This is a genomic window from uncultured Draconibacterium sp., assembly GCF_913063105.1.
GTDB lineage: Bacteria > Bacteroidota > Bacteroidia > Bacteroidales > Prolixibacteraceae > Draconibacterium.
This window is the reverse complement of sequence record NZ_CAJXYQ010000004.1, coordinates 72,471-98,981: the sequence shown is the minus strand read 5'-3', so window position 1 is coordinate 98,981 and position 26,511 is coordinate 72,471. Positions and strand designations below refer to the sequence as shown.

Sequence of the window (26,511 nt, the reverse complement as noted above, 5' to 3'; positions counted from 1 at the left end):
AATTTTGGTATTTATTTTTGCGTTATTTATTTATGCTTTCAAAAAGTTCCAGCTTTAATTCCTTTAGTGTTTCGGAATACTGTTGAACAAGTGAATTTTTGTTGGTCCGCTTCAGTTTTTTTAGTGTTTTTTTACACACCATGTAGTCTTCTGCTACTTCCCTGAAATTTTCATCCTGAGACAAGAGGATTTTTATCTTTTCTTTATGCCCGGGAAAACAGGAAATAAATTCTAATTCTTCCATTATCAAAGATGTTGGTTTATTTGCTGTCAATGCTTATTTGTATAAATTGAAATATCAAGAGTGTATTTATCCTTTCCGATTAAAATACGGTGTTTAATTGTTTGGTTTAACCGGGAAGTTTATTAATGCCGCTCCCTTTTATGGAGTGTTTTTTTCGGTATTTTTAATGTTTTATAACTTGTAATTTTTAGCTATTTTTATCCAAGATACGGCGTAAACTGTTTCTATGTAAGTCAAATACCGTATGTAACCGTAAAATACGTGCTCGTCAAAATTGGAAAAACACAAAATGGAATCTTCAACTACAGAAATAATCGAGGAAAGTGTAATTATCAGGCAAGTGGAGAAAATATGTTCGAGTGCCGAGTTTAACACCAAAGATTTATTGTGCCGCTTTCTTTCTTATATTATTTCAGAATACCTGGAAGGAAGAGGTGATAGTATAAAAGGCTATACCATTGGAGTTGACGTATTTAACAGGGGTGAGGATTTCGACCCGGGGCAAGATGCACTTGTACGGATTAATGCAGGTAGATTACGAAGGGCACTTGATATGTATTACCTGAAAGAAGGTATTAACGATAAAATTAAAATTGAGATACCAAAAGGAGGCTATAATCCTCAAATTACTTTAAAGAAAACGCATCAGTACAGAAAGAAATTAGTTCATCAACAACCCCGGAATTTAGTTGTGAATCGCAACCCGGAATTGCTGTTTTACTGTTCGTTAATCGCACCGGAGATTCACAGAATGATTTCCTGGTTGAGGGCATTAGCGAGGAAATATCGATTGAATTAACCAAGTACGAGGATTTGTCGGTGTATAATTTTAGTATTCTTTCAAACGAAAATACTGATGCCCGCAATATTAAAAAACTAGCCCAAAAAAGAAATGTTCGCTTTGTTCTCGAAGGTGCAATTCATAAATCAGATACACGAATTAAAACGCTTGTCAGGCTTGTAGATTTAATGGATGAGAAACAAATTTGGGCACAAAGCTATACGCGTGAGTTAAATTTTAACAACATTTTTGATATACAGGAATCAATATCAAGGGAAATAGCAAGCATTATTGGAAGTGAATTTGGAATTATTCCCCGGAAATTGACCGGAGAATTTTTGAGTCAGGATTATCAGAATATGAATGTTTTTAATGCGGTTCTGAAGTTTTATCGCTTTCAGCTGTATCTGTCTGCTAAAACAGGCGAAGAGGCTATTGAAGCGCTCACAAACGCACACGATAGGGAACCTGGTTCAGCAATAATTAATGCTTTAATCGGTGCTTTTCATGGTTACTATTATGCTTTTGATTTACCCAATGCCCGTGAATCCTATAAATTATTTGCTGATTATACCGAGCGTGCCTATGTTCTTAATCCCGACAGTTTTATTGTAAGTACAAGTCTTGCATTTAAGTGTTTTATTAATGATGAGAAAGACCGGTTTTTTCAGTTGGCGGAAAAATACATCTTATCGGGTTTTAACACTACGCTACGGATAGGAACATTGGCGTTTTATATATGTTTATATGGTGATTGGGAACGAGGGAAAAAGATATTGGACTGTGTTATGACACGAAACGTGGGTTACCCACTTTATTTTCATGGTGTTACCATGCTTTATTATTACAGAAAAAAAGATTATGAACTGGCCCGGAGTGAAAGTGAAAAATATAACTTGCCGGCGGTGTTTTGGAGCCCAATGTTAAAAGCAGCTGTAAACGGACAACTTGGTGAGTCGGAAAAGGCTAAATCGAATATAAATGATCTGTTAAAACTTAAGCCTGATTTTGAATCGAAAGCCAGCTATTTAATCAGTATTTATGTGAAAGAGCAAGAACTGGTAAATCACATTTTGCAGGGACTGCGGTTGGCTGGAATGAAAGTCTAAAATTCTGACAATATTCTTCCTGGTATAAAAAAACCGCTCCATCGGTTGACGGAACGGTTTCAGAATTATCTAAAAAGTATTCTTACTTCTTGTAGATTTTTTTGTAACCATAAATTGCACTTGCACCAAGCTCTTCTTCAATGCGAAGTAACTGGTTGTATTTTGCCATACGGTCTGAGCGGCTCATCGAACCTGTTTTAATCTGACCAGAGTTGGTAGCCACGGCAATGTCGGCAATGGTTGCATCTTCAGTTTCACCCGAGCGGTGAGAAGTTACTGAAGTATAACCGGCACGGTGTGCCATTTCAATTGCGTCTAATGTTTCAGTTAATGTACCAATTTGGTTTACTTTAATAAGGATTGAGTTAGCAGCACCCAATTCGATACCTTTTTTCAGGTATTCAACGTTGGTTACGAAAAGGTCGTCACCAACCAACTGGCACTTGTCGCCAATGGCAGCGTTCAGTTTTACCCATCCGTCCCAGTCGCCTTCGTCCATACCGTCCTCGATTGAATCGATAGGGTATTTTTCAATCAATTCGGCCAGGTAAGCAGCTTGCTCGTCAGAAGTACGTTTTACACCGTTTGGTTCGAAAATGCTGTAATCGTATACACCATCTTTATAGAATTCTGATGAAGCACAGTCCATTGCGATAGAAACATCGCCACCGTCTTCTGCACGACCTGGTTTGTAACCGGCATTTTTTATCGCAGTAAGAATTGATTCGATAGCTTCTTCAGTTCCACCTAACATTGGAGCAAAACCACCTTCGTCGCCAACAGCAGTTGAAAGGTTTTTGGCAGCCAATACTTTTTTAAGGGCGTGGAAAACTTCAGCACCCATGCGCAATCCTTCGCGGAAAGTTGGAGCACCAATCGGACGAATCATAAATTCCTGGAAAGCAATAGTTGCATCAGAGTGAGATCCACCGTTAATGATGTTCATCATAGGAACCGGCAATGTTTTAGCGTTAGTTCCACCAATGTAGCGGTACAAAGGAAGCTCAGAGTACTCAGCAGCAGCTTTGGCAACAGCCAAAGAAACGCCCAACATCGCGTTGGCACCTAAGTTCGACTTGGTTTTTGTTCCGTCTAATTCCAACAATTTGTTATCGATAGCTACCTGGTCAGTAGCATCCATACCGATTAATTCTTTGCAGATAACGTCGTTTACGTTCGCAACAGCTTTTAAACAACCTTTTCCTAAGTAACGGCCTTTGTCACCGTCGCGTAATTCAAGTGCTTCGTTTTCACCTGTAGATGCTCCTGATGGAACAGCTGCACGGCCAAATGCACCACTTTCAAGTAAAACTTCAACCTCTACAGTTGGGTTACCACGAGAATCGATAATCTCTCTTGCTTTTACGTCGCTAATTAACATTGTGAGTAGTTTTTATTAAATTAAAATATAAATCTGTTATTTTCAGTAAATCAAGACTTTAAGTCCCGATTCTTAAAAAGCAGACCAAAGTTAGTAATTTCTGTCATACCAAAACAGGGGTAAGTTTACAGGTAGCAATTATTTGATATTGGGTTAACAGTTACAACTTGTGCCGATAATTTGTTTTCGGATTCTAATTTACGCTTATGTTTAAGTTGGTTGCCTAATGATAATCTTCCTGGTATTTCAGTCCTCGTTCGTATCGTACCACATTAAGTTCCTGGAAAGTAACCAACCCTCCACGTTGGCTTTTTGCCATAATTTCGTTTACCTTTTCGGCAAAGGTGTCCAGTTTGTCAATGTTGTCAATAATTTCAATAATAACTGGCAAATCGCTCGATAAAGCAAAAATTTTCATGGTATGAATGCTGTGGCTTGCTCCAAACGACATGATGCCTTTGTAAGCTGTTGCTCCTGCCATTCCTGCATTACGTGCCTCAAATACAATTTCTTCAAACAGCACACGGCCATTTATTTTATCCGATTCTCCCACGTAAATCTTCAGAATTCCGGTTTTTTCTGTTGTTTTCATCGCTGCACATTTTTAGAATTCATAATTGTTTAGAAAAGCTCGCATTAGCTTTTACCTTTTTCTTAATTATTGGTTTCAAATTTAAGGGATAAAATCACTGCTATACTATGATTGTTAACTGTTTAACATAGTGGTAGCTTAGTAATTATAAATGAACAATAGCAGTGTAGTGACGTTTGAAATTAATAGAAAAATACCTGTTGGTGTTTTAATAAAATAACATTAAAAACTACTACAATGAAAACAATTTTAATTACCGGTTGCAGTTCGGGTTTTGGGTATATGGCCGCAAAATATTTGGCAGAGAAGGGACATCATGTAATTGCCAGTATGCGCAATGTGAATGGTAAAAATGCAGGCCCTGCCGGGGAATTGCTCGAATTTGGATCAAAAAACAAGCTGAAGCTGGAAGTATTGGATTTGGATGTGACCTCAGACGAAAGTGTGAAGGCTGCAGCCGAAAAATTACCCGGTGTTGATGTGTTGATTAATAATGCAGGTTATGGTTATGGAGGAGCTGTTGAGGCCTTTGCTCCTGGCTCGGTATTGGCGCAACTCGATTTGAATATTGTTGGAACGGTACGTGCAGCCCAAATGGTTTTACCGGGGATGCGAGCTAAAAAATCGGGATTAATCATTCAGGTAAGTTCAGTAGCTGGACGTGGCGCTTTTCCGGGCTGGGCAGTTTACAATGCCAGTAAGTGGGGGCTTGAAGGCCTGAGCGAGGGGATGCGTTACGAACTGGCACCGCTCGGAATTGATGTTGCCATTGTTGAGCCGGGGCCATTTGAAACAAAATTTCTGGAAAACATGGTTCCTGCGGGGCAGGAAGAAATAGCTGAGGTTTATGGGCATGTAAATGAATTTAATATGAATTTTGTGAGCAATGTAAAAAGCCTGTTTGCCGATGAAAATGCACCTACTGACCCGATGTTGATTGTTAAAATATTTGAGGATTTAATTGATGCTGAACCAGGAAGCCGCCCACTTCGAACCATTGGTGGACTGGATTTTGGAATGCAGAAAATAAACGATGTTACCGAACCGGTTAGAAAAGAAATACTGGCAGGTATGGGCCTTAGCGAATAATTTTCTTGAAATAGCGGGCTGTTACGAAATTCACTCTTGTTTACCCGGTAAACAAATTGGTTTTGTAACAGCCTGATTTACAGAATGGCCCGAATCAGTATCATTCCCAAATAAACTGCCAGCAAGCCAAAAACCAAACTTCCGCCAACATTTAATATAAATTGGCCATAGGCCTGTTCTTTTAACATACTGAGGTTATTATAGGCAAACGATGAAAAAGTAGTAAACCCACCACAAATGCCAACAGCCAAAAACATACGCCATTCGGCGCTTAAAAGGTTGCCTTTTTGGGCCAGTGCAAACACAATCCCAATAATAAAACTACCGGCCATATTGGCAATAAAAGTTCCCCACGGGAAGGTGCTCGTCAGGCCTTTTTCAACAAATACCTGCACCAGGTAACGCATAACACTTCCGATAAAGCCCCCGGTACCAACTATTAAAATTGTTCGTAGCATAGTATTGTTTTTCAGATTTAATCAGAGGAGTAATTAAACAAATAAGAATGAAAGAAAGCTTACAACTCAAACAATCTGTTATTTTTAAGCTTTCAAAAATAAGAAAAAATGCATGCACGATATTTTACTTTCCTCTGTCTTTTATTTTTTTCGGGCAAGCTGCTTGCTCAAAACAGCTTTTCTGCAGCAGTCGATAAACTTCTTCAAAAACAGGAGTATAAAAATGCATCGGTTGGTATAAGTATCATAAATCAGTCTACCGGATCGTCTGTTTACAGCCTTAATCCTAATCGCTTATTAATTCCGGCATCCACACTAAAATTATTAACATCGGGTACCGCATTGGAAATGCTTGGCGCTGATTATCGCTTTAAAACAAAAATATCCTATACCGGAACAATTAGTAGTGGTGGAACGCTAAAAGGAAACCTGCTGGTTGTTGCCGGAGCTGACCCGACATTGGGTTCTGAGTATTTTCAAGATCATTATTTCGATTTTTTAAAAAACTGGGCAAAACAGGTAAAAGCTGCAGGAATCAGTAATATTGACGGGAACCTGGTTTTGGATGGCAGTATTTACGACTCGGAGCGGGTACCCAGTACCTGGATTTGGGAAGATATTGGAAATTATTATGGGGCTGGAGCCAACGCTTTTAGTATTTACGATAATTTGTTTCGAATTACTTTTGCTTCCCCCAGGAAAGCCGGACAAGCAACAAAAATAATTAATACCTACCCAAAAATTGATGGATTAACCATACAAAACGAGGTGTTATCGGCCGACAATAACAGCGATAATGCCTATGTTTTTGGAGGGCCATACGATTTTTCACGGGTAATTCGGGGAACCATTCCTAAAAACCGGAAAGCTTTTACGATTAAGGCGGCAATTCATCAACCGGAAATTATTTTGGCACAGCAACTTTTAAAAGCACTTCGTGCTGAGGGGATATTTGTGCGCGAGGACATCAGGTTTGAACCCGGCGACAGCCAAAAAGCCAAATTGATTTATATTCAGGAATCACCAACTTTAAGCGAGATTAGTGAGGTGTTAAACCACGAAAGCATAAATTTATTTGCCGAACACTTTTTAAAGCAGCTGGCGGTTGATAAAGCTGGTTTCGGGAACCGGATTGACGGTATTGATTTAGAAAAGGAATTTTGGAATAAAAAGGGACTTCACACGGAGAAGATATATATTGAAGATGGTAGTGGCCTGTCGCATTTTAATGCTGTTTCTCCTGCTTTTTTTACCAGTTTCCTTCTTTATATGGCTTCAAATAAAGCTTTTGTTTCTTCGTTACCGGTTGCCGGCGAAGGAACATTGAGTCGTTTTGATAACTCGAAATTTCCGGGAATGACCTTGCAGGCCAAAAGCGGATCGATGACCCGGGTGAGGTGCTATTCAGGTTACCTCACAACGGCCAATAATAACAGCTTGGTTTTTTCGCTGATGTTTAATCATTTTGCAGGTTCTCATTCGACTTTAATTACCGAAGTGGAGTCTTTATTGCATGAGTTGTATCTGGAGTTTTAAATTAAAAATCAGGCATTTATATACTTAAATATTCAGAAGGAATTATTCTCTGTTTTATTCTTAATAAGTCCTGTTTTAAATAAATTATGATTTTTATTTAGTTGTAAAACAGGAGTTTGAGAGGCGTTTTCTTATTTAGAAAGCTCGAAGCATTGACTTTTCTTTTCAATTGTCGTAACTTGCGAATACCATTAAACGATTGAAGCCCCTAACGGTTTCATCAAGTACAGAAGATAATACCATAGCCCTTTTCATTAGTAGGTTTTACTCCTTATTAAGGACGCAATGCATTATGATTTGCTGATAACTGATAGTGAAAGAAAAGGTGATTATGATATTTGAAACTTTACAAATTCTAAAAGAACAGCTTGAAACTTATTTCGAACAGGTTGGCCTGGAAAAAAACATTGTTCTGGAAAATCTGGCTTTGCTTGATGGCGGAGGCGATAAAGCAGATAATGTTGAAGGCAAGGTGATTATGTCGCTATTGTCCATCCAGGAAGAAACAACCCTGAAAAATATTCCATCGAATAAACTGGTCAATAATAAAACGGAGCAATACAATCCTCCGGTGAATATTAACCTCTTTTTTATTGTAAGCGCCAATTGCGATTCTTATGACAAATCGCTTTTAAGTATTGGTAAAACAGTCGAATTTTTTCAGGGGCAGAAATTGTTTACCGCAAAAAATACGATTTATAACCGGGCAAATGCTTCGCTGCAGGATTTAGCTGATTTCAAATTTATCGTGGATTTGTATACTCCCGGTTTCGAAGTGTGGAATCACATTTGGGGAACATTCGGAGGCCGGCAACTACCTTCGGTAATTTATAAAATCCAATTACTTCAGCTTTCTCGCCATAAAAAACTTGGAGAAACATCGCTCATCTCAGAAATTAACGGAACCCTTAATCATATCAACGAATGAGTTTTTCAATAAAATACAAACCATTGTTTGAAGTGAATTTATACCACAAATATTTTTTAAATAATGGTGCCAAAGACTTTTTTAGTATGAACGATACTGAAAAAGAGATGCAGTTGACCAACTATGAGTTTTCCGATCTTTTCTCAATTGTTCCTTCAGCAAACACCCTTAAAAAATTATTAGGACATCAAATAGTTTTTAAATGCTCAGGTTATAAACTTTCGGTGTGGTTAAAGGTCGCGTCATCCAACCTGGATGTGCCTTTTATTCCACTAAGTGAAAACCTGGAACTCTCCTTTTTGCTGAAATTAAAAACATACACATTCAACCATTTCACAGATCTCGGATTACAAAATAGCGGTCAACTGCTCTACTTTTCCAATAAACGTTTGTTAAGCGAAACCGGTAATTTCCCATTAATTAAACGTGCGAATAATACCACAGCAGTAACTGACGATTACCGTTTAAACGATTTGAGCCAGAAAGCGGTATTAGAAAACTTAGCTGCCAATGAAAAACAAAACCTTTTAGGTATTATTCGTATTGGCATAAAAGGCGAAACCGGTAGCTACGATATTCTCAGAGCAAATGGGAAATTACGCAGTGATCAACGTATTTTTAACCTGGTTTTTGCCAATCGAAAAACTACCTGGCGATACTACTTTAAAACGAATCAGCAGGTAAATAACCATGATGATGTTAAAAAAGAAAACGGCAATTCGCGCCAGTTAATAACACGTACTGAAAAACCACTTACCGCCAGGGGGTTTATATCCGTTAAGCTTGGCAATTCAGAGCTTCCCAATCCTGATGTCCTTCAAATTATTCCCGATGATGCTTCATCAAAAATATATTCAGAAATACACATGTAAAATTTAAAATCTAAAATTATGGCAACACCGTACAAAACACCAGGCGTTTACATCGAAGAGATTTCGGTATTTCCGCCCTCGGTCGCACAGGTTGAGACCGCCATTCCTGCCTTTATCGGTTATACCGAAAAAGCAAAGAAGAAGGTTGACGATGATCTTTTAAATGTTCCAACCCGCATTAAATCGCTGCTCGAGTTCGAACAGCTTTTTGGAGGAGCAGCACCCGAACAAAATATTGTGGTAAATATCGATGATGTTTACGACACTTCGGGAAGTCTTAGCCGTACTATACAGGTACCCGATCCTTCCTCCAAATCTCCTTTTTTAATGTATTATTCCATGCAATTGTATTTTGCTAACGGAGGTGGACCTTGCTACATTGTTTCAGTAGGCAATTACTCGGCAACAGCAATAAGTAAAGCCGATCTTGGCGCCAACGGAGGCCTGGCTCTGGTTGCAAGCGAAGACGAACCTACACTTATTGTTTTTCCCGATGCTTCAAACATTTCAACAGTAACAAATTTTTACGATTTGTATGAAGAAGCAATGATGCAGTGCCACGATCTTCAGGACAGGTTTACCATTATCGATACCTATAATCAGGCATCAACATTTGCCGATACTTTGCGCACAAACATCAGTCTCGGAACTGATTATTTGAAATACGGAGCAGCTTATTATCCCTGGTTAAAAACAACCCTGCCGTATAAATACAACGAGGCAAATGTAAGCATAGCCCACACCGAAACCAATGCCCCGGGAGGTACAACTAGCTACGATAGCCTGGCGGTAAATGATGCTACTGTAACAGCAAATACCGAACTCTATAATCAGCTGAAACGCGAATTGGCAAAACTAACTGTAACACTGCCACCATCTGGTGCAATGGCCGGAATTTATGCACGGGTTGATAGCAACCGCGGAGTGTGGAAAGCACCGGCCAATGTTGGTGTAATGAGCATTGTTGGCCCCGATAAAAAGGTGACCAACCTGGAGCAGGATGGCTTAAATATGGATACTTCGGGTAAGTCGATAAATGTTATCAGAACCTTTGCCGGCAAAGGAACTCTGGTATGGGGCGCACGAACCCTTGCCGGAAATGACAATGAATGGAAATACATACCCGTGAGAAGGTTTTTTAACATGGTTGAAGAATCGGTTAAAAAAGCCACCGCCCAGTTTGTTTTCGAGCCAAACGATGCCAATACATGGGTAAAAGTTCGGGCAATGATTGAAAACTTTTTATCGCTGCAGTGGCGCGATGGAGCATTGGCAGGGGCAAAACCCGAGGATGCTTTTTTCGTTAGAGTTGGACTTGGCCAAACAATGACTGCACAGGACATTTTGGAGGGCAGAATGAATATTGAAATAGGTATGGCAGCGGTTCGTCCGGCTGAATTTATAATCCTGAAGTTTTCGCATAAAATGCAGGAATCGTAATTAACAAATTTAAATAGACAATATTATGGCAACAGAATATCCAATGGTAAAGTTCCATTTTCAGGTAGAATGGGGCGGAACAAAAATCGGATTTACGGAGGTTTCCGGCCTCGATGTGGAAACAGAAGTAATAGAATATCGGCATGGCGCTAGTCCTGAGTACTTTAAAACCAAAATGCCGGGTATGCAGAAATACAGCAACATAACCTTAAAACGGGGTACTTTTGCTTCCGACAACGAATATTACAACTGGTGGAATACCGTGAAGTTGAATAAAATTGAACGACGTGATATTACCATTAGCCTTTTAAACGAAGAGCATGCCCCGGTGGTAGTCTGGAAAGTGAAAAATGCATGGCCGTCAAAAGTTCAATCTACCGACTTAAAAGCTGATGGAAACGAGGTGGCCATCGAATCGATTGAACTGGTGCATGAAGGATTAACGATGCAAAACGAATAGCAAATGGCTGATTACTATCCTCCTTTGGGCTTTCATTTTAAGGTTGAGTTTAATGCTTTTCCCGGCGAGTATGCGTTTCAATCGGTTGCCGGGTTGAGTGTTGAAATGGAAACCGAACAGATTGCTGAAGGTGGCGAGAATCGATTTAAACATAAAGTTCCAGTGCGTTCGAAATACCCAAAGCTGGTATTAAAACGCGGCCTTTTGGTCGACTCCGAAATAATTCGGTGGTGCCGCAATGCCCTCGAAAATTTTGAGTTTGAACCAACCGACCTGATTGTTAAACTGCTTAACGAAGAGCATCAGCCATTAATGACTTGGAACGTGGTTCATGCTTATCCGGTAAAATGGAGCATTAGTGATTTTGATGCTGAAAAAAACCAGTTGGTTATCGAAACACTGGAACTTAATTATAACTATTTCAATGTAATGTAATATGCCAATTGAAATTAAGGAACTGCATATTAAAATAAACGTTGGCGAAAAGGCCAACCAGCCGCCCCTGGCAAACGAGGGCGACGAAAGTAACACACAGCAAATTATTGAAGCTTGTGTGGAGCAGGTGATGGAAATTATAGCACGAAAAGAGGAACGATAATATGCCCGGAGAATTAACAAAATTGCAAATAAAGGCTTATTCAGATGAGACCTTTCAAACGGAAATTGCAAATGGCGAGTTTATAACTTTACTAAACCCCGAAAAATACAACTTAAAATACAAAGTTGAGCAAAACCGTCGTCAGGCCTCTGGTACCAGTGCTGCTTCTCCTCGTTACAACCGTACTCCGCCTGAAGATTTAGAGTTGGAGTTTATATTCGATCGTACAGGAGTACTGATTAACTATGGCCAACCCGGCCCAACCGACGATTATTTATCGGTTGACACAGGTGTGGGTATTGCCGACGATGTGGAGCTTTTTAAACGCGTTGTTTTTGATTATAACGGCGATGAGCATCGCCCTAATTACCTCGTAATTAGCTGGGGCGCACTGCTTTTTAAAGGAGTTTTAACTGAACTCGATATCTCTTTTAAACTTTTTAAACCCGATGGAACACCGTTAAGAGCAAGCGCTACTGCAAAATTTAAAGGTTTTGTTGAGGATAAGCTCAGAGTGGCCATGGAAAATAACTCGTCGCCTGATCTGACTCATGTTCGCGTTGTGAAGAAAGGTGACACACTGCCTTTAATGACGTATCGTATTTATGGCGATTCTAAATATTACCTCGAGGTTGCTAAGGTGAATAATATCAGCAACTTCAGAAAACTTAACGAGGGGCAGAAAATTTTCTTTCCTCCTATTGAAAAAGTAAATTGATTATGCCTGAAAGAAGAGTAATACCAACAGAACGATCAGCCGATCTGATAACAACTACTTTACTGGTTAACGGTGAAGAATTATCATCGGAATATCAAATATTAAGCATTACCGTTGAAAAGGAAATAAATCGCATACCGTGGGCAAAAATTGTTTTGCTCGACGGCGATCCTGCACAACAGGATTTTAACCTCAGCAACCAGCAATCCTTTGTTCCGGGTAACACGGTAGAGGTAAAAGCGGGCTACCATTCGCAAAATGAAACAATTTTTAAAGGGCTTATTCTCAGGCACAATTTAAAAATAAGAACAACTGGGGCGCTGTTAATTGTTGAATGCAAGGATGAAACCGTAAAAATGACTGTGGGCAGAAAAAGCAATTGTTTTTACGATAGTCTGGATAGTGATGCAATAGAAGAAATTGCCGGGTCTTATGGTTTTCCTGTTGAAATTGAATCATCATCGGTTGTGCAGCAACAACTGGTGCAGTTTGATGTTAGCGATTGGGATTTTTGTGTAACCCGTGCACAGGCCAACGGTAAGGTTTGTTTTGCCGATGATGGGAAGTTTAAATTTAAAACTCCCGATTACGAGCAAAATGAACAGCTTTCGCTGGTTTTTGGTGCAACGATTCTTGATTTAGATGCAGAAATTGATGCCACACAGCAATGCCAAACGGTTACTTCATTTGGCTGGGATGCTGCCAACCAGGAAGTGCTCGAAGCCACAGCCGACAATACAGCAATTACGCTAAACGGAAATCTTTCGAACGAAGAATTGAGTGGTGTAATTGAGTTGGAAAAATTGGAGTTAAAAGAAGGCAGTATTGGCAACAGCGAAATGGCTCAGACATGGGCCAATGCAAAAAAGATGTTTAATCAACTGGCAAAAATACGGGGGAGGGTTAAATTCCAGGGAGTTGCCAATGTAAAACCCGATACAACTATTGTGTTGGCAGGTGTTGGCGACCGGTTTAACGGAAAAGTGTACGTGTCTGGGGTTAAGCATCAGATTGCTGATGGAGACTGGACCTGCGATGCACAATTTGGCATAAACCCGAAATGGTTTTCTGAAACAGTTGACATAAATGCTGCACCCGCTGCCGGATTAATGGCTGCCGTAAACGGACTGCAGGTGGCCAAAGTAACGCAACTTGAAGAAGACCCCGATGGCGAATATCGCGTAAAGGTTAACATTCCTCTGGTAAATAACATTGAAGAGGGAATTTGGGCGCGCATTGCCTCATTGGATGCAGGAGCAGGGCGAGGATCGTTTTTTCGGCCCGAGCTGGAGGATGAAGTAATTGTAGGTTTTATAAATGACAATCCTGCTACCCCCGTTATTTTGGGAATGCTTAACAGCAGTGCCAAACCTGCGCCAATAGAGCCTTCTGATGAAAACCATGAGAAAGGATTTGTAACCCGAAGTGGAATTAAACTGATGTTTAACGATGAGAATGAATCTGTGAATGTTGAAACGCCATCAGGGAAAAAAATTACCATCGACGATAACGCCGGAAACATATGTGTGGAAGATGAGGCCGGAAGCAAAATAGTGTTAAACGCTGAAGGCATTTCTATGGAAACAGATGCCGATTTTAAAATCAGTGCATCAGGCGATATTTCCTTCGAAGCAAATAATATTGAAATAAAGGCAAACGGAAACTTTAAAGCAGAGGGAGCAGCCGGCTCCGAGCTATCCTCCTCGGCAATTACAGAAATTAAAGGATCATTAGTAAATATTAATTGATATGCCACCAGCAGCAAGAATAAACGATATGCATACCTGCCCCATGGTAAATCCGGGCGGAGTACCTCATGTGGGCGGAACTATTTTACCTCCGGCTTGTGCAAATGTAAATATTGGCGGATTACCCGCTGCACGGGTTGGCGATATGGCAATCTGTACCGGACCTCCTGATACCATTGCGCAAGGCTCGGCAACTGTTATGATTGGAGGTATGCCGGCTGCAAGGCTTGGCGATACCACTGCTCATGGAGGATCGATAGTTAGCGGATGTTTTACTGTAAATATTGGAGGTTAGTATGAAATTGAATCACTCATTTTTAGGAAGAGGTTGGGCATTTCCACCCGAGTTTAGCAAGCAAACCGGCGGTGTTAAAATGCTGGAAGACGAAGCAGATATTGAAAGCAGCCTGGAAATATTACTGTCAACCCGCCTGGGTGAACGTATAATGTTGCCTGAATATGGTTGCAACCTCGACGAGCTCTTATTTAAACCCTTAAACCTTACGCTGAAAACCTACATAACAGATCTGATAAAAACAGCTATTCTGTACCACGAACCAAGAATAGATGTAAATAAAATTACCATCGACAAAGCCAGCCAGTTGGGAGGCGAAGTGCTAATTGGTATAAATTATACCGTTAGAACAACAAATTCAAGACGTAATATGGTGTTTCCGTTTTACCGCGAGGAAGGAACAGAAATTTAATACAAAAGTTAATAATGAACTGCGGAAAAGATATACTGTTAAAACGCGAAGGCTCGGAACAATCCAAACGATTTAACCAGGCCTTAGCCCCTAATAGCTTTAATCTAAATGATTTTGAATTGAAGCAATGGATGTTGTTTGCCTGGAACTTTGCCAAGCATGTCAATTATTTTAGTTCAACAAATAACGAAACAGCCGACGGAAATTGGCAGGCGTTTTTTAAAGCTGAAAAAGACATCCGGTCATTCCTCAATTCAGCAGATAACGGAGGGACTGTTAGTCCGCACCTGGCGCTATTTGTAGCATTTATAAAACTTTTAGATACAACAAAAAACAGGTTTAATAAACTTACAAAGCGTCATCTCGATTTTTATTATGAACAAATTCTTCAAATTCAAAAAAAGAAGGCAGAGCCAGACAAGGTGTATTTGCTTTTTGAATTAGCTAAAAATGCTGTTGAGGAACAGCTTAAACCCGGTACACTCCTGGATGGAGGAAAGGACGCCAACGGAAACAAGCGCGTTTATAAAACCACCACCGATTTTATTGCAAACCAGGTGAAAATAGCACACATCAAAAGTGTTTACAACGACCATGAGAATGAAAAAATAAAAGCAGCCGGTGTTGCCAATTCTTATGATGGACAGGGAGCCAAATTCGAAAATGAGGATATAAACTGGTGGCCTTTTGGTTATTACGAAACACCACCATTAAGCAATAAAGCCGATTTGAGGGAATATCCCGAGTTGCCCGATGCAAGAATAGGTTTTGCCTTTTCCGGAAACATTTTTGAATTACAGGAAGGAGAACGTAATGTGCAGTTAAGCATGACTTTTGCCCGGGCATTAGAAAGTACTATTGTTTTTAACGAAATTGAAAACAATATTGAAATTTTTCTGTCAGGTGAAAAAGGGTGGCTTGGCCCTTTTCAACCAATGGAAACAATTTCCGATGCTAATGATATTCAAATTTATTCGTCAGAATTAAGCACAGACAGGAAACAGCTAAAATTGGCATTTCGCATCCCAAAAGAAGAAAATGCCATTGTGGCCTATGATGGCGCAGTATATGGCGAAAGTTTTGAAGGCACAAACCCGGTATGCCGAGTATTGTTAAAAACCGAAAATTCAGAAGCACATCGGCTATACCGCAAATTATTATCTGCTGAGCTAACCGAATTTTCTGTCGGTGTTTATGTGCGCGCATTCCGTAAGCTTAAGCTATCAAACGATATTGGTAGTTTATTATCCGATAAACCTTTTTATCCATTTGGTACACAGCCGGTAAAAAAATCGAAGTTTTATATTGATTGCCCTGAGGTTTATCAAAAAAACTGGGAAAAACTTCAAGTAAATATCGAATGGAAAAATACCCCTGATGACTTTAAAACCTGGTATTATGCTTATCGAAATGATTTTGCTAACCAGGTTTCTGCAAACGACTACCTGAATGGAATTGGAAAATACCTCGTTTTTGATGGGACTTTAAAAGCTACGACTAAAACTCGCGCCTACAAAGCCAAAGAAATACTTGAAAAAAAGCGCACCACGCTTGATGATAGAACCATTGAGCAATTAATGTTAAATGCGGATACTACTTTTAACTGGCAAATTAATACCGATCCCTCAAACCTGATTGTGGAAAACGATGCGTATTTTACAAGTAAGGTTGAACTTAAAGAACGCGAGGATTGGTTGGCCGTGAAGGATGGAGTTACGCTTTTTAATAAGCAAAGCGACGGATTATTTTACCTTAATCTGGAGGTAGAAAATTCTTCAGCTGATTATCTAAAATCAGGTCCCTTAAGACTTTCGCTTAACGAACATTTTTGGCATAATATGTACCCCCGCATTTATGCATTGGCAATGAGCAGTGAGGAAGAGAATGCGCTCATTCCGAACGAGCCTTATACGCCTTTTGTTGAAGCTATTACGCTGGATTACAGTGCATCAGCAAAAACTGTTGTCGAACTTTCAAATAAAAATTATTACTCCAGAAATGAAATAACACTTTTTCATGAATATCCATTTGGTCAAAAAACAGAATCGATAACGGCAAAGTTGAAGAATGATTTTATAAACCGAGAGGATGCCGTGAAAATTCAACTAATGCCCGTTCTGTGTATGGGAGGTGAAATGTATATCGGTCTTGAAAATGCCAAGGCCGGACAAACCGTTTCGCTGCTTTTTCAGGTTTTGGAAGGAAGTGAAGACCCACTGGCTGATTCTTTTGAGGGCAATCAAAAGGTAGAGTGGTGGGTACTTAGTAACAACGAATGGAAAGCTTTATCAACAAACAATATTATAAGCAACAACACCGATAATTTGCTTAAATCGGGTATCTTAAAATTTATTTTGCCAAATGAAACGAGCGAAAAAAACACTCTTTTACCCGTAGGGTTTAGCTGGATTAGAGCTCGAATTCATAAATCGTATAATGCTGTTGCAAAGGTAATTGGAGTTTATGCCCAGGCTTGCGAAGCTGCTTTTACGGATAATAACAACAAGTTGTCGCATTTACAAAATGGATTGGAAGCCGGTACAATTTCAAAATTAATTAAACGTAATGCCCGTGTTAAATCAGTAAATCAGCCATTTAACTCGTTTGGAGGTAAAGCCCACGAAACTGATGCAGGCTATTACCAACGGGTGAGCGAGCGGCTTAGGCACAAAAACAGAGCCATTACCATTTGGGATTACGAGCACCTGGTACTACAACAATTTCCTCAAATTCATAAAGTAAAGTGTTTAAGCCATACTTACACCGGAGTAGAAAATGGAGTTCAGTTAGTTAAATACCTGAAGCCGGGTAACGTATGCCTGGTGGTAGTGCCTGATATCGTAAACAGAAATGTGTTTGATATTTATCAACCACGCGTAAGCAGAGCGTTGCTTAACGAAATTCGACAGTATATTACTCAACTTAGTGCACCCTTGGTTAATGTGCAGGTTGTAAATCCCAATTACGAAGAAGTTAGAATAGACGTAAAAGTGAAATTTAATGAAGGTTTTGATGAAAGTTTTTATAAAAACAAACTGAAAAACGATCTTACTGCTTTGCTTTCACCCTGGGCATTCGATTCGGGCGGCGAATTGCGTTTTGGGCAAACCTTGCACAAAAGTATAGTGGTTAATTTCATTGAAAATCTATCATATATTGATTTTGTAACTCACCTTAAATTGTGGCAAAAGATGGATGATTTGCCTGAAAAGGAAGTTGTTAATGTAGTGCCTGCATACCCGTTGTCCATTCTGGTCTCGTCAAAAGAGCACCAGGTTGATACTGCCGAAGATACCTGTAGTAATCTAACAATTAAACCTGCCGAAACATGTCAGAAATAGACAAGCATATTACCATTCCAAAAAACGTATCAACCGAAAATGATTTGGATTATCATTGGTTGCGCCAACGAGGACAAGAATATATTGAACAACTGTCCGGAAATATCTGGACAGATTATAATTCGCACGACCCCGGAATTACAATTTTAGAGTTGCTTTGCTACGCCATTACCGACCTTGGTGCCCGAATATCAATGCCGCTTGAGACCTTGCTTGCCCCGGCAGATCAAACTACTTCGTTTAAAGAACAGTTTTTTGATGCCACTGAAATATTACCTTCCAAACCGGTGACAGAAGCCGATTATCGTAAACATTTTATCGATATTGACGGTGTTAAAAACTGTTGGTTGCAGCCTTTTAATAAAACCGTTTTTGCCAATTTAAAACACAAACAACTTTCGTATGATGAAGGTGATTTTGATGCCATTGACGCGGATGATAAAACCAGCTTTTTGTTGAATGGACTCTATAAACTTATTGTTGATTTTGATGAACCGGATGAGGATAAATTTCCTACCCCAGGTGATAAAAAGGGTGAAATTGAACGCATAAAAAATGAAATTTTTGCGATTTATCATCGCAACCGAAACCTTTGTGAGGACCTGGTAAAAATTGAAGAAGTGCAAACCCATGCCATAGCGGTTTGTGCAAACATTGAGGTTGAGCCTGATGCTAACGAAGAAATGGTGCATGCCCGGGTGCTTGAAGCCATAGACAATTATTTTTCGCCGGATATTACCTATTATTCCTTAAAGCAAATGCTGAAAAAAGGCTACGGTACTGAGCAAATTTTTGAAGGGCCGCTATTGCAAAACGGATTTATTGATACCGTGGAACTGGAAAATGCAAAGTTGCGCGAACAGGTACGGCTATCTGATATTATGCAAGTGATTATGGCCATTGACGGTGTAAAAGTAATTCATGAAATTAGTATAAAAGATTGCAAAAATGCGTCAGATGAAAATAATGAATGGTTGATTTGTGTTGAGCAGGGCAAAAAGCCAAAACTTTGCGCTGATAGCGCTTTTAGCTATAAAAAAGGTGTGTTGCCACTGAATGTAAACAGCCTTTTGGTAAGAAAATTCCGTCAGGAAATTCGTGCCGCTAAGCTTGAAGCGAATCAGGCCGCAAAAGCAGATAGACATTTAAAAATACCAACCGGAACTTTTACCGATGTAAAACAAACAACAAGTATCCAGAACCATTTTCCGGAGGTATACGGAATTGGTGAACCTGGACTTACTTCGCAAGCAACGGTTAAACGAAAGGCACAGGCAAAACAGCTGCAGGGCTACCTTTTATTTTTCGACCAGGTATTGGCAAGCTATTTTGCTCACTTGAATCAGGTAAAGAATTTGTTAGCAGTTGATAATAACCTGGCAACTACCTATTTCACTCAGGTAGTTACCGATGTTCTTGATTTCTCAGACCTGGTAAATGATTACCCTGCAAACGACGAAGAATTGACAAGAAAGATTTTAGCTGGGCTTGATGATAATATCAACCGTAAAAATCAAATTCTCGATCATCTGCTTGGGCGTTTTGCCGAAAAATTTACCGATTATGCTTTTTTAATGAAACAACTTTATGGCAGTTATGCCGACAGCGCTGTGGTAAACGCTAAACAAAAATTTTTATTGGAATATGGCGAAAAAGCAAATGGCAACCAGATTTTGAACAAAGGAATTAGTAACTGGCGCGGAAGTGCTTTTAATTACTACCACCAGTTACCCGAACATTTATGGGATACCCACAATGTTTCGGGCTTGCAAAAAAGAGTGGCTCGCTTATGCGGAATTAAAGATTTTTCCAGAAGAAACTTGTCAGAATCCTATGTTGAGATTTATGAATTGACCAATGCCGATGGTAAAGATGTATTCCGTTGGCATATTAATAATCAAAATGGCATTCATATTCTGTCGGCTACCGAAGATTACCCGGCACCCCGCTATGCCGAGGAAGAACTTTACCAAGCGGTAGTTAAAATTCTTGAAACAACTCCGGAAGAAATAATTGCAGGTTTTGAAAAAGAGCTGACTGACCAGTTGGTAATTGGAAATTTTGAAGTACAATTGTCCGACCAGGGAAAATACTCATTTAATATTATTAACCTGAATGCTGACCCCGAGAGTACCGATAGAATTATTGCCCGGCAATTTATTTACTACAACTCGCCCCCGGATTTAAAAGAAGCCATGCTTGATATTCAACGATTTTTAAGTAAGGATTTTGCTGAAGAGGGTATGTTTATTATCGAACATATTCTGCTCAGGCCCGACGTAACCAGCCTGCAAGGTTTAACAAAGCAGTTTATGCCAATTTGTTTCAAAAAAGATGAAGACTGTATGCCTATCGATCCATATTCGTACCGCGTAACCGTGGTGCTGCCAGGTTGGACCTACCGGTTTGCCAATGTCGATTTCAGAAACTTTATGGAAGAACAAATTCGGCGCGAACTACCGGCCCATGTGCTTGCACGTATTTGTTGGATTGGTAACCGGAAAGACAAAGTAAAAGAGGAAGATAATGATATTTTGAAGTTGGAAAACGCCTGGAAAACATTCTTGCTTAAAAAAACAAACTTAAACCAGGCACAAGATAAACTGAGCCTTAACGAAATTATAAAAGTAATAAGTGAATTAACAACAATTTATCCGGCCGGAAGGCTGATTGATTGCGATGAAGAAGAAGATAAAACAGGCGGAAGAATTGTTTTAGGCCGTACAAATATCGGAAACCTTTAAATACGGATAAAATGGAAGCAAAATTAAACGAGATTACCACCAAGTATCACACTTTTGTTGAAAACCAGGTTTTAACCAACGAGCAGTTAAACGAGTTTATTAATTATTTTGATGTCCAGGACAGGCTCTCACGTATTTTGCTGAGTGGCGTTGGTATAGCCTGTGGTTTCAAACTTGCTTTTAAAAGCGGTAAAATTTATATAGCACCGGGTGTTGGGGTAACAACCGATGGTGATCTCATAACTCTCAAAACCAGTCGCAAGGAATCCTTGAAAATGCAATTGGCAACTACCGCACTGCCCTTTGCCTATTTTCGGAAATTTAACGACGATTCTGCCAGTTACGATCCATTTAAAAGATTGATTGGTACTTCCAGACTATCTTCAAAAACGATCGATTTGTACGAGCTGTTTCCAACAGCTGTTGAAGGCAGCACTCAACTCAGCAGTTTTAGTAATTTAAAAGAGATGGTTGTTCTGCTTTACCTTGAATCGTATCCTGTAAAAGGTGATTTATGCACGGCCATTGATTGCGATAGCCAGGGAATTGAGCAAGTAAACCGTTTACGCGTTTTATTACTGAACGAAAACGATGCACAGTACCTGGCCAATAACGATTCAATTTATGCCGGGCACAACAACACAAAAGCTTATCTCGATTTGCCAGCCCTGGCAGTACGAAAAGTGGTGCTAAACGAAGTTAATTCAACTAAATACGACGAATTGAAACGCGCCTATTACGATGCGGTTAAAAGCGACGGGCTCGTTGATAATCTTTGCATTGGAATAACTAAAATTCAAAATAGTTTTGGTGCAATTTTGGATAGTGGAAGCGTAAAAATTAGTCAGTTAATTGCGCAGCTGAAATCTCATTTTGCATTTAGTCCGTATCTGGTTCCTTTTGATATTCAGTACCGTTACGATTTTCTAAAGGACTTAACTGATAATTATAACGAACTAAAAACTTGCCTGTTAAAATTAAATGAAGTATGTATTCCTGATATTGAGGCCTTTCCAAAACATTTATTACTTGGCAAGCTATCCGAGGTTAATACAGATCTCAAAAACTTCAGACATCGTTTTTATCCATCGTCCGCATTGGGTGTATGGGCTACCGAAATGGAAAAAGCCAAAAGCTTGTATGCACGCCTGTTGTTGCTTATTACAAATTACAGCCCTGCAAAAGGAGAACTAAAAATTACACCGTCACAAAAAAATGTGCCTGGTAAACAAAGTATTCCTTTCTATTATAAAGTTGACAGGGCATTTTTAAAAGCATGGAATTATGAGCAAACAAGCAACTTTTCAGAGGAGGAGAATCTTAGCTATCATGCAACAACATATTCTAAGCTTTCACATATAACAGAACCATTGGCATATACAAGTTCGCAACACGATTTTCTGCGTATTGAAGGCCACCAGGGAAAAGATTATCGCGATGTATTAGAGGAATTGGAGGAACTAAAATTGAAATATGGGCTTGGTTTTGATGTGAAAGCCCTGTCGGTAAATATAAACACCAGCAACATCGATTTGGAAGATTATTCCTGCGAATTTGAAGATTTAGCTGTAATGTTAAAAGCATGGCGGGCAGAGCAGGATTGTGTTTTGGCTCAGGTAAGCGATTTCTTTTCAGGGTTTAGTACCGAGGTTCCAGGAACAAATATCAAAGAACCGGAACTGTCGTTAAAAAAAGATGCAATGATAGGCGCAACACTTACCTCGCGCACCGAGTTGTTAAAAGAAAAGATAAGCGAGGCAGATTATTCGGTTTATAATCGAGCATTGGTCTATTCGCTGAAAACAAAAAATAGGGCCAGTGCCGTAACCGATAACCTGGTAACTGCCGAAAATACCATAGGCGAAGCTATGAAAGTGGCCATTGAGGCCAACATTGGAGGGTCGGTAAACGATATTGTAGCCACTGCCGGTAATGCTTTGCAGGAAAAAGTAAATACCGATGCCTGGAATGCAGATCCTGAATTAAAAGAATTTGTGGTAAACAAATCGGTGGAATTAATGGCCGGTAGTTATGTGCTTTCGCAGCGTATGCCTTTAGCGATTAACGAAGTAGATACGGATAAATTAACTGATTATAAGCTTTCATTATCGCAACTGTGCAAGCTGGTTCAAAAGTTAAAAGCCAGTTATAACTCAACGCAATTGTCAACACAGTTGCGCGCTTTTACCGGTTTGTTAATCAATCAGTTGTCGGCTGTTTGCTGTTCCGGAAAAAAATTGGAAGTATTACTTGCCGAGGTAAACAAGCGCAAGGAGCAAATACTGCTGCAAAAGCAATTGTCAAAATTTATAGAACAACATCCCGGATTGGAGCATAAAGCAGGAGTGGAACCCGGAGGTACTTTTGTAATTGTGTACAAGAACGCCGAAAAAACAGATAACGTTTCACTTGTTGATAAAGTAAGCGCTGTAGATACGAAAGCAGACTTTTCAGCAATGCTTAAAAAAACAGTTGCCAGTGATATTCTAAACATCGAGAAATTGTCGTTTAACGATAGAACTTCGTTGTTGAAAGCTACCACTGGAATGTTAAAATACGAGAATTACAGGACGAATCTTGAGCGTATTGAAACGCTCGAAAAATTTATACCGGTATCCAAAGTGCCAAATAATACGGTGGTGGCCGATTTTGCCTTGCCTTATCAGTGTTGTTCTGATTGTGCACCGATAAACTACATTATACAAAAACCACCGGTAAAACTGCGGCTTAGCGACGATAATTATTGTTTACAATCCGATAAGGATCCCATAATTCTGGATGTTTCACCGGTTGATGGGATAGTGCAGCTTAGCCCTGTGGTTCCCGGTATTCAAATTGAAGGCAAAAAGCTATTTGTTTCTTCCGAAAGCTTCCCGGAAGAGATGATTGCGAGGCCTTTAAAATTTACAGTTAACGGTCAGCTTACCGATGCAGAACTTACTGTTTACCGCGGAATTGAAGCTGATTTTGACGTGCCCGAAGAGCCTACGGCTTTAGCCGTTCATACTTTTGTTCCGAGAGGTGATTTGGAAGGCGCAAGTTTTTACTGGGATTTTGGAGATGGAAACTATTCAACTGAAAAAAGCCCTACTCATAAATACAGCCTGCCCGTTAACGACAAAAACAAAGTAACGGTAACCTTAAGTGTGACTGCTGCCAATAAAGTTTGTAAGTCAACAGTAAAACATTACATCACGTTTATTGAAACTCAACCAACAATTGAAATTACTCCGGTTAATTTCTGCGAGAACGATAAACAGGCCTATCCTTTTACAGTAATACCCGAAAATGCTAAAGTAGAAATACAGGGCGATGGTGTTGAACGTGATGCCAACGGAGCCTTTGTTTTTATTCCCGCAGCTTCGGCAGGAGGAACCATTGAGTTTTTGGTGAACGGACAGAACTCAGGTTGCAAGGTCACAATACATAAAGCACCTAAAGCGTCGTTTAAACCGCTTCAGGAAAAGAACAACCTTGTGTTAAATAACTTGTCCACTAACGCCTCGCAGTTTGAATGGAGCATTAACGGAACCATTAAAAAGCAAAGCACTACCGAACCGGTCATTATTGAGCTTACACCAAACAGCCCTACCGATTGGAAGCTTGCTTTAACCGCCTATGGTGCTGATATTTGTCCACCTGCTTCATCACGTACAACTTTCCAAACCAAATACATTGAAGAACCCGCAGAAGCCACTTGTGTTGAGGAAGCAAAAGCCACAATTTTAACAGATCAGCGATTACTACAGAAAATTACCCTGGAAGGTGGCAGTATTGTTGCAAAATACCTGGTGGCAACACAACGGATTTACGGAGGAACACGGCTGTATAACCAGGGAGTTTTAAATACGGTTGATGCCTGGCTGGCCGGAAAAGAAAACGAGCGTTTAACAACCTTTTTTACCATTCTGTTAAACGATACCGCTATGATGGTGGTTGAGATGCAGCAGCAAAAAGAAATTGCCGTACAATTTCTTCAGCTTGTTGAGTATCAATTGCGATTGTTTTACAATGTGTTGGGATGCCAGTCGGTTGAAGTCTTAAAAAAATACGAACCCGTTATTGCTCCGCTGTTAAAACAAATAGTAGAGTTGTTACAGCTACTACAAAAGTCCGAATTTGTGTTGAGTGATGCCACAAAGTCGTACATGAAATCTTATGCGCAAAGAGTGGAAAAAACCGCAATTTTATTAACTCATGTGAAGCTACTTTACGATAAAAAACTAATTTAATATTGATAGCTAACAGGCACATAATCAATCGGGTGTTTGTCGAGGTGGAAACATCTTCAGAACAGGAAGCCAACTGGGTAAAAAACAACTCCGGTAGTTTTTTTCAGGATGATGTATTGCCCTCAGTTGAACGACTGTTTGAGAGATACGATTTAGGTCAGACCTTCCGTTTTGAGAAACTGAAACTTGCTGTGCATGCTGAAACAGCAACTGACCTTGAAAGTATCCGGCAAGCCATTGAATCGCAGCTGGAAAATAAGTTATTGCAGTTGAGAAATGCTAAAAACTTTGAGCAGGAAATGGCTAATGTCGAAGGTCAAACCGAAAGCTTCATCACTAAAAATGAAAGAAGTAACGAAGGAAAATGGATTGATCCGGATGCGGATGAGCAGGAAGTTTTTTTATATTTTTTATTAACAGGAAATCTGCCCTGGCATGCCCGACGCAATCAGATTGAAACCCTTGGCAGTAAGGAAAATTGGAAAATTGTAATTAAATCGGATAAGTTTAGAGAAAAACTTTTGTCAACTTTTCAGCAGAATAAAATTGCTACACGAAGATTTGTACTACAATTTAGCGCGGAGTTGGTCATACACACTTTAAAATCTTTCGGATTAATTAAGTCTTCAACAAAGCTCAGCAATTTTCTAAAAAAAGTCCCTGAAAATTCCAGCCAGTTGTTTTTAGAAGCATTTGTTTTACAGTTGTTTCGCCACGAGGTGGGTGAGGAATTATGGTTCCGGTGTTTGGCCATTTTAATTCAACATAACCCATTGGGCATAGATGAGATTTCGGAAGATGTGGTTGGGCTAAAAAAACAAATGACAGAAATTGTTCCGAAACGATTGATAAACCTGCTTTTTTCAGACAAAATAGAACAGCGTATTTCGAAATTGGAGCCAGGTCAACACAATAGTATTGAAAAATGGGCTAAAATGGATAGTAAGCTTCCTGAAAATAATCCAACCATTAAAGGGGAAGCGTTTGTAAACTTTGAATCAGAAAAAGGATCAGAGGTTGAAGAAGCCAGTAATTGCAGTGGTTTGGTGGATAATGCCGGTATGATCCTTTTTCATCCATTTATTAAAACTTTTTTTGAACATAATGGTTGGTTGAATCCCGACAATTCCATTCAGGAAAAATATAAAATGCACGCTGTGCAGGCTCTGCATTATTGCGCAACTGGTAAGGTGAATTTTTTTGAAGCCGATATGATTTTCGAAAAATTCTTGTGCAACGTGCCATTAAACCAGCCTCTTAGTGCAAAAAGCCTTTTGTCGAAAGAGGAAAAACAAGAAGCCGATTTATTGTTGCTTGCCGTGGTAAAAAACTGGAAAGCACTTAAGAACACCTCGGCAAATGGTTTGCGACAGCTGTTTGTACACCGGCAGGGAAAGTTAACAACGCACGATCAAAATTATAAACTCACGGTTGAACGTAAAGTTCAGGATGTATTACTGGAGAAATTACCTTGGAACATTTCCATTGTAAAACTTCCATGGAAAAAGGAATTGATATTTGTTGAATGGTAAG

22 protein-coding genes are annotated in these 26,511 nt (G+C 39.6%); 18 read left to right on the top strand and 4 right to left on the bottom strand.

The window, feature by feature from the left end:
* Positions 1-22: 22 nt before the first annotated feature.
* A complete protein-coding gene (locus QZ574_RS05150) occupies positions 23-244 on the bottom strand; it encodes a hypothetical protein (RefSeq protein ID WP_297087486.1) in 222 nt (73 codons plus the stop codon).
* A 289-nt stretch (positions 245-533) separates the two neighbouring features.
* Between QZ574_RS05150 and QZ574_RS05145 the strand changes: the two genes are divergently transcribed.
* Positions 534-1,043, top strand: a complete 510-nt coding sequence (locus QZ574_RS05145) for a hypothetical protein (RefSeq protein WP_297087484.1) — start codon at positions 534-536, stop codon at positions 1,041-1,043.
* Positions 1,044-1,057: 14 nt separating this feature from the next.
* A complete protein-coding gene (locus QZ574_RS05140) occupies positions 1,058-2,134 on the top strand; it encodes a hypothetical protein (protein WP_297087483.1) in 1,077 nt (358 codons plus the stop codon).
* Between the two features lie 82 nt (positions 2,135-2,216).
* On the opposite strand, the gene eno is transcribed toward QZ574_RS05140, so the two are convergent.
* The gene (gene eno, locus QZ574_RS05135) at positions 2,217-3,515 is read right to left on the bottom strand and encodes a phosphopyruvate hydratase (RefSeq protein WP_297087481.1); all 1,299 of its coding nucleotides are present in this window, start codon (positions 3,513-3,515) and stop codon (positions 2,217-2,219) included.
* A gap of 223 nt (positions 3,516-3,738) precedes the next feature.
* On the bottom strand, positions 3,739-4,107 hold the full coding sequence (locus QZ574_RS05130; RefSeq protein WP_297087479.1) for a DUF190 domain-containing protein: 369 nt from the start codon (positions 4,105-4,107) through the stop codon (positions 3,739-3,741).
* 237 nt (positions 4,108-4,344) lie between these two features.
* On the opposite strand from QZ574_RS05130, the gene QZ574_RS05125 reads away from it, so the two are divergent.
* Entirely contained in the window at positions 4,345-5,196 is an 852-nt protein-coding gene (locus QZ574_RS05125; RefSeq protein WP_297087476.1) for an SDR family oxidoreductase, read from the top strand.
* Positions 5,197-5,273: 77 nt separating this feature from the next.
* Here QZ574_RS05125 and crcB read toward each other — a convergent pair whose 3' ends face one another.
* Entirely contained in the window at positions 5,274-5,654 is a 381-nt protein-coding gene (gene crcB, locus QZ574_RS05120) for a fluoride efflux transporter CrcB (RefSeq protein ID WP_297087475.1), read from the bottom strand.
* Between the two features lie 108 nt (positions 5,655-5,762).
* Between crcB and dacB the strand changes: the two genes are divergently transcribed.
* From dacB to QZ574_RS05045, 15 genes are all read left to right on the top strand, one after another.
* A complete protein-coding gene (gene dacB, locus QZ574_RS05115) occupies positions 5,763-7,190 on the top strand; it encodes a D-alanyl-D-alanine carboxypeptidase/D-alanyl-D-alanine-endopeptidase (protein WP_297087473.1) in 1,428 nt (475 codons plus the stop codon).
* A gap of 331 nt (positions 7,191-7,521) precedes the next feature.
* Positions 7,522-8,118: a DUF4255 domain-containing protein gene (locus QZ574_RS05110; RefSeq protein ID WP_297087471.1), complete on the top strand. Its 597-nt coding sequence runs from the start codon at positions 7,522-7,524 to the stop codon at positions 8,116-8,118.
* On the top strand, positions 8,115-8,990 hold the full coding sequence (locus tag QZ574_RS05105; protein ID WP_297087469.1) for a hypothetical protein: 876 nt from the start codon (positions 8,115-8,117) through the stop codon (positions 8,988-8,990). The genes QZ574_RS05110 and QZ574_RS05105 overlap by 4 nt, the downstream gene beginning before the upstream one ends.
* Positions 8,991-9,008: 18 nt before the next feature.
* Positions 9,009-10,430, top strand: a complete 1,422-nt coding sequence (locus tag QZ574_RS05100) for a phage tail sheath family protein (RefSeq protein WP_297087467.1) — start codon at positions 9,009-9,011, stop codon at positions 10,428-10,430.
* 25 nt (positions 10,431-10,455) lie between these two features.
* The gene (locus tag QZ574_RS05095; RefSeq protein WP_297087465.1) at positions 10,456-10,890 is read left to right on the top strand and encodes a phage tail protein; all 435 of its coding nucleotides are present in this window, start codon (positions 10,456-10,458) and stop codon (positions 10,888-10,890) included.
* Between the two features lie 3 nt (positions 10,891-10,893).
* Entirely contained in the window at positions 10,894-11,325 is a 432-nt protein-coding gene (locus QZ574_RS05090; RefSeq protein ID WP_297087463.1) for a phage tail protein, read from the top strand.
* Position 11,326: 1 nt separating this feature from the next.
* Positions 11,327-11,488 carry a DUF5908 family protein gene (locus QZ574_RS05085; protein WP_297087461.1) on the top strand — a complete coding sequence of 54 codons (162 nt, stop codon included), beginning with the start codon at positions 11,327-11,329 and terminating at the stop codon, positions 11,486-11,488.
* A 1-nt stretch (position 11,489) separates the two neighbouring features.
* Positions 11,490-12,206, top strand: a complete 717-nt coding sequence (locus QZ574_RS05080) for a hypothetical protein (RefSeq protein ID WP_297087459.1) — start codon at positions 11,490-11,492, stop codon at positions 12,204-12,206.
* Positions 12,207-12,208: 2 nt separating this feature from the next.
* Positions 12,209-13,954, top strand: coding sequence for a type VI secretion system tip protein VgrG (vgrG, locus tag QZ574_RS05075; protein ID WP_297087457.1), 1,746 nt, complete (start codon positions 12,209-12,211; stop codon positions 13,952-13,954).
* A gap of 1 nt (position 13,955) precedes the next feature.
* Complete coding sequence (locus QZ574_RS05070) at positions 13,956-14,249, top strand: PAAR domain-containing protein (RefSeq protein WP_297087455.1); 294 nt, start codon at positions 13,956-13,958, stop codon at positions 14,247-14,249.
* Position 14,250: 1 nt separating this feature from the next.
* Positions 14,251-14,661 (top strand): GPW/gp25 family protein, encoded by a 411-nt coding sequence (locus QZ574_RS05065; RefSeq protein ID WP_297087453.1) that lies wholly within the window; start codon positions 14,251-14,253, stop codon positions 14,659-14,661.
* Positions 14,662-14,675: 14 nt separating this feature from the next.
* Entirely contained in the window at positions 14,676-18,002 is a 3,327-nt protein-coding gene (locus tag QZ574_RS05060) for a baseplate J/gp47 family protein (protein WP_297087451.1), read from the top strand.
* A complete protein-coding gene (locus tag QZ574_RS05055) occupies positions 17,990-20,746 on the top strand; it encodes a hypothetical protein (RefSeq protein WP_297087449.1) in 2,757 nt (918 codons plus the stop codon). Before QZ574_RS05060 ends, QZ574_RS05055 begins: the two co-directional genes overlap by 13 nt.
* Positions 20,747-20,757: 11 nt before the next feature.
* Positions 20,758-24,978, top strand: coding sequence for a PKD domain-containing protein (locus QZ574_RS05050; RefSeq protein ID WP_297087447.1), 4,221 nt, complete (start codon positions 20,758-20,760; stop codon positions 24,976-24,978).
* Between the two features lie 2 nt (positions 24,979-24,980).
* A complete protein-coding gene (locus QZ574_RS05045) occupies positions 24,981-26,510 on the top strand; it encodes a contractile injection system tape measure protein (protein WP_297087445.1) in 1,530 nt (509 codons plus the stop codon).
* Position 26,511 lies beyond the last annotated feature (1 nt).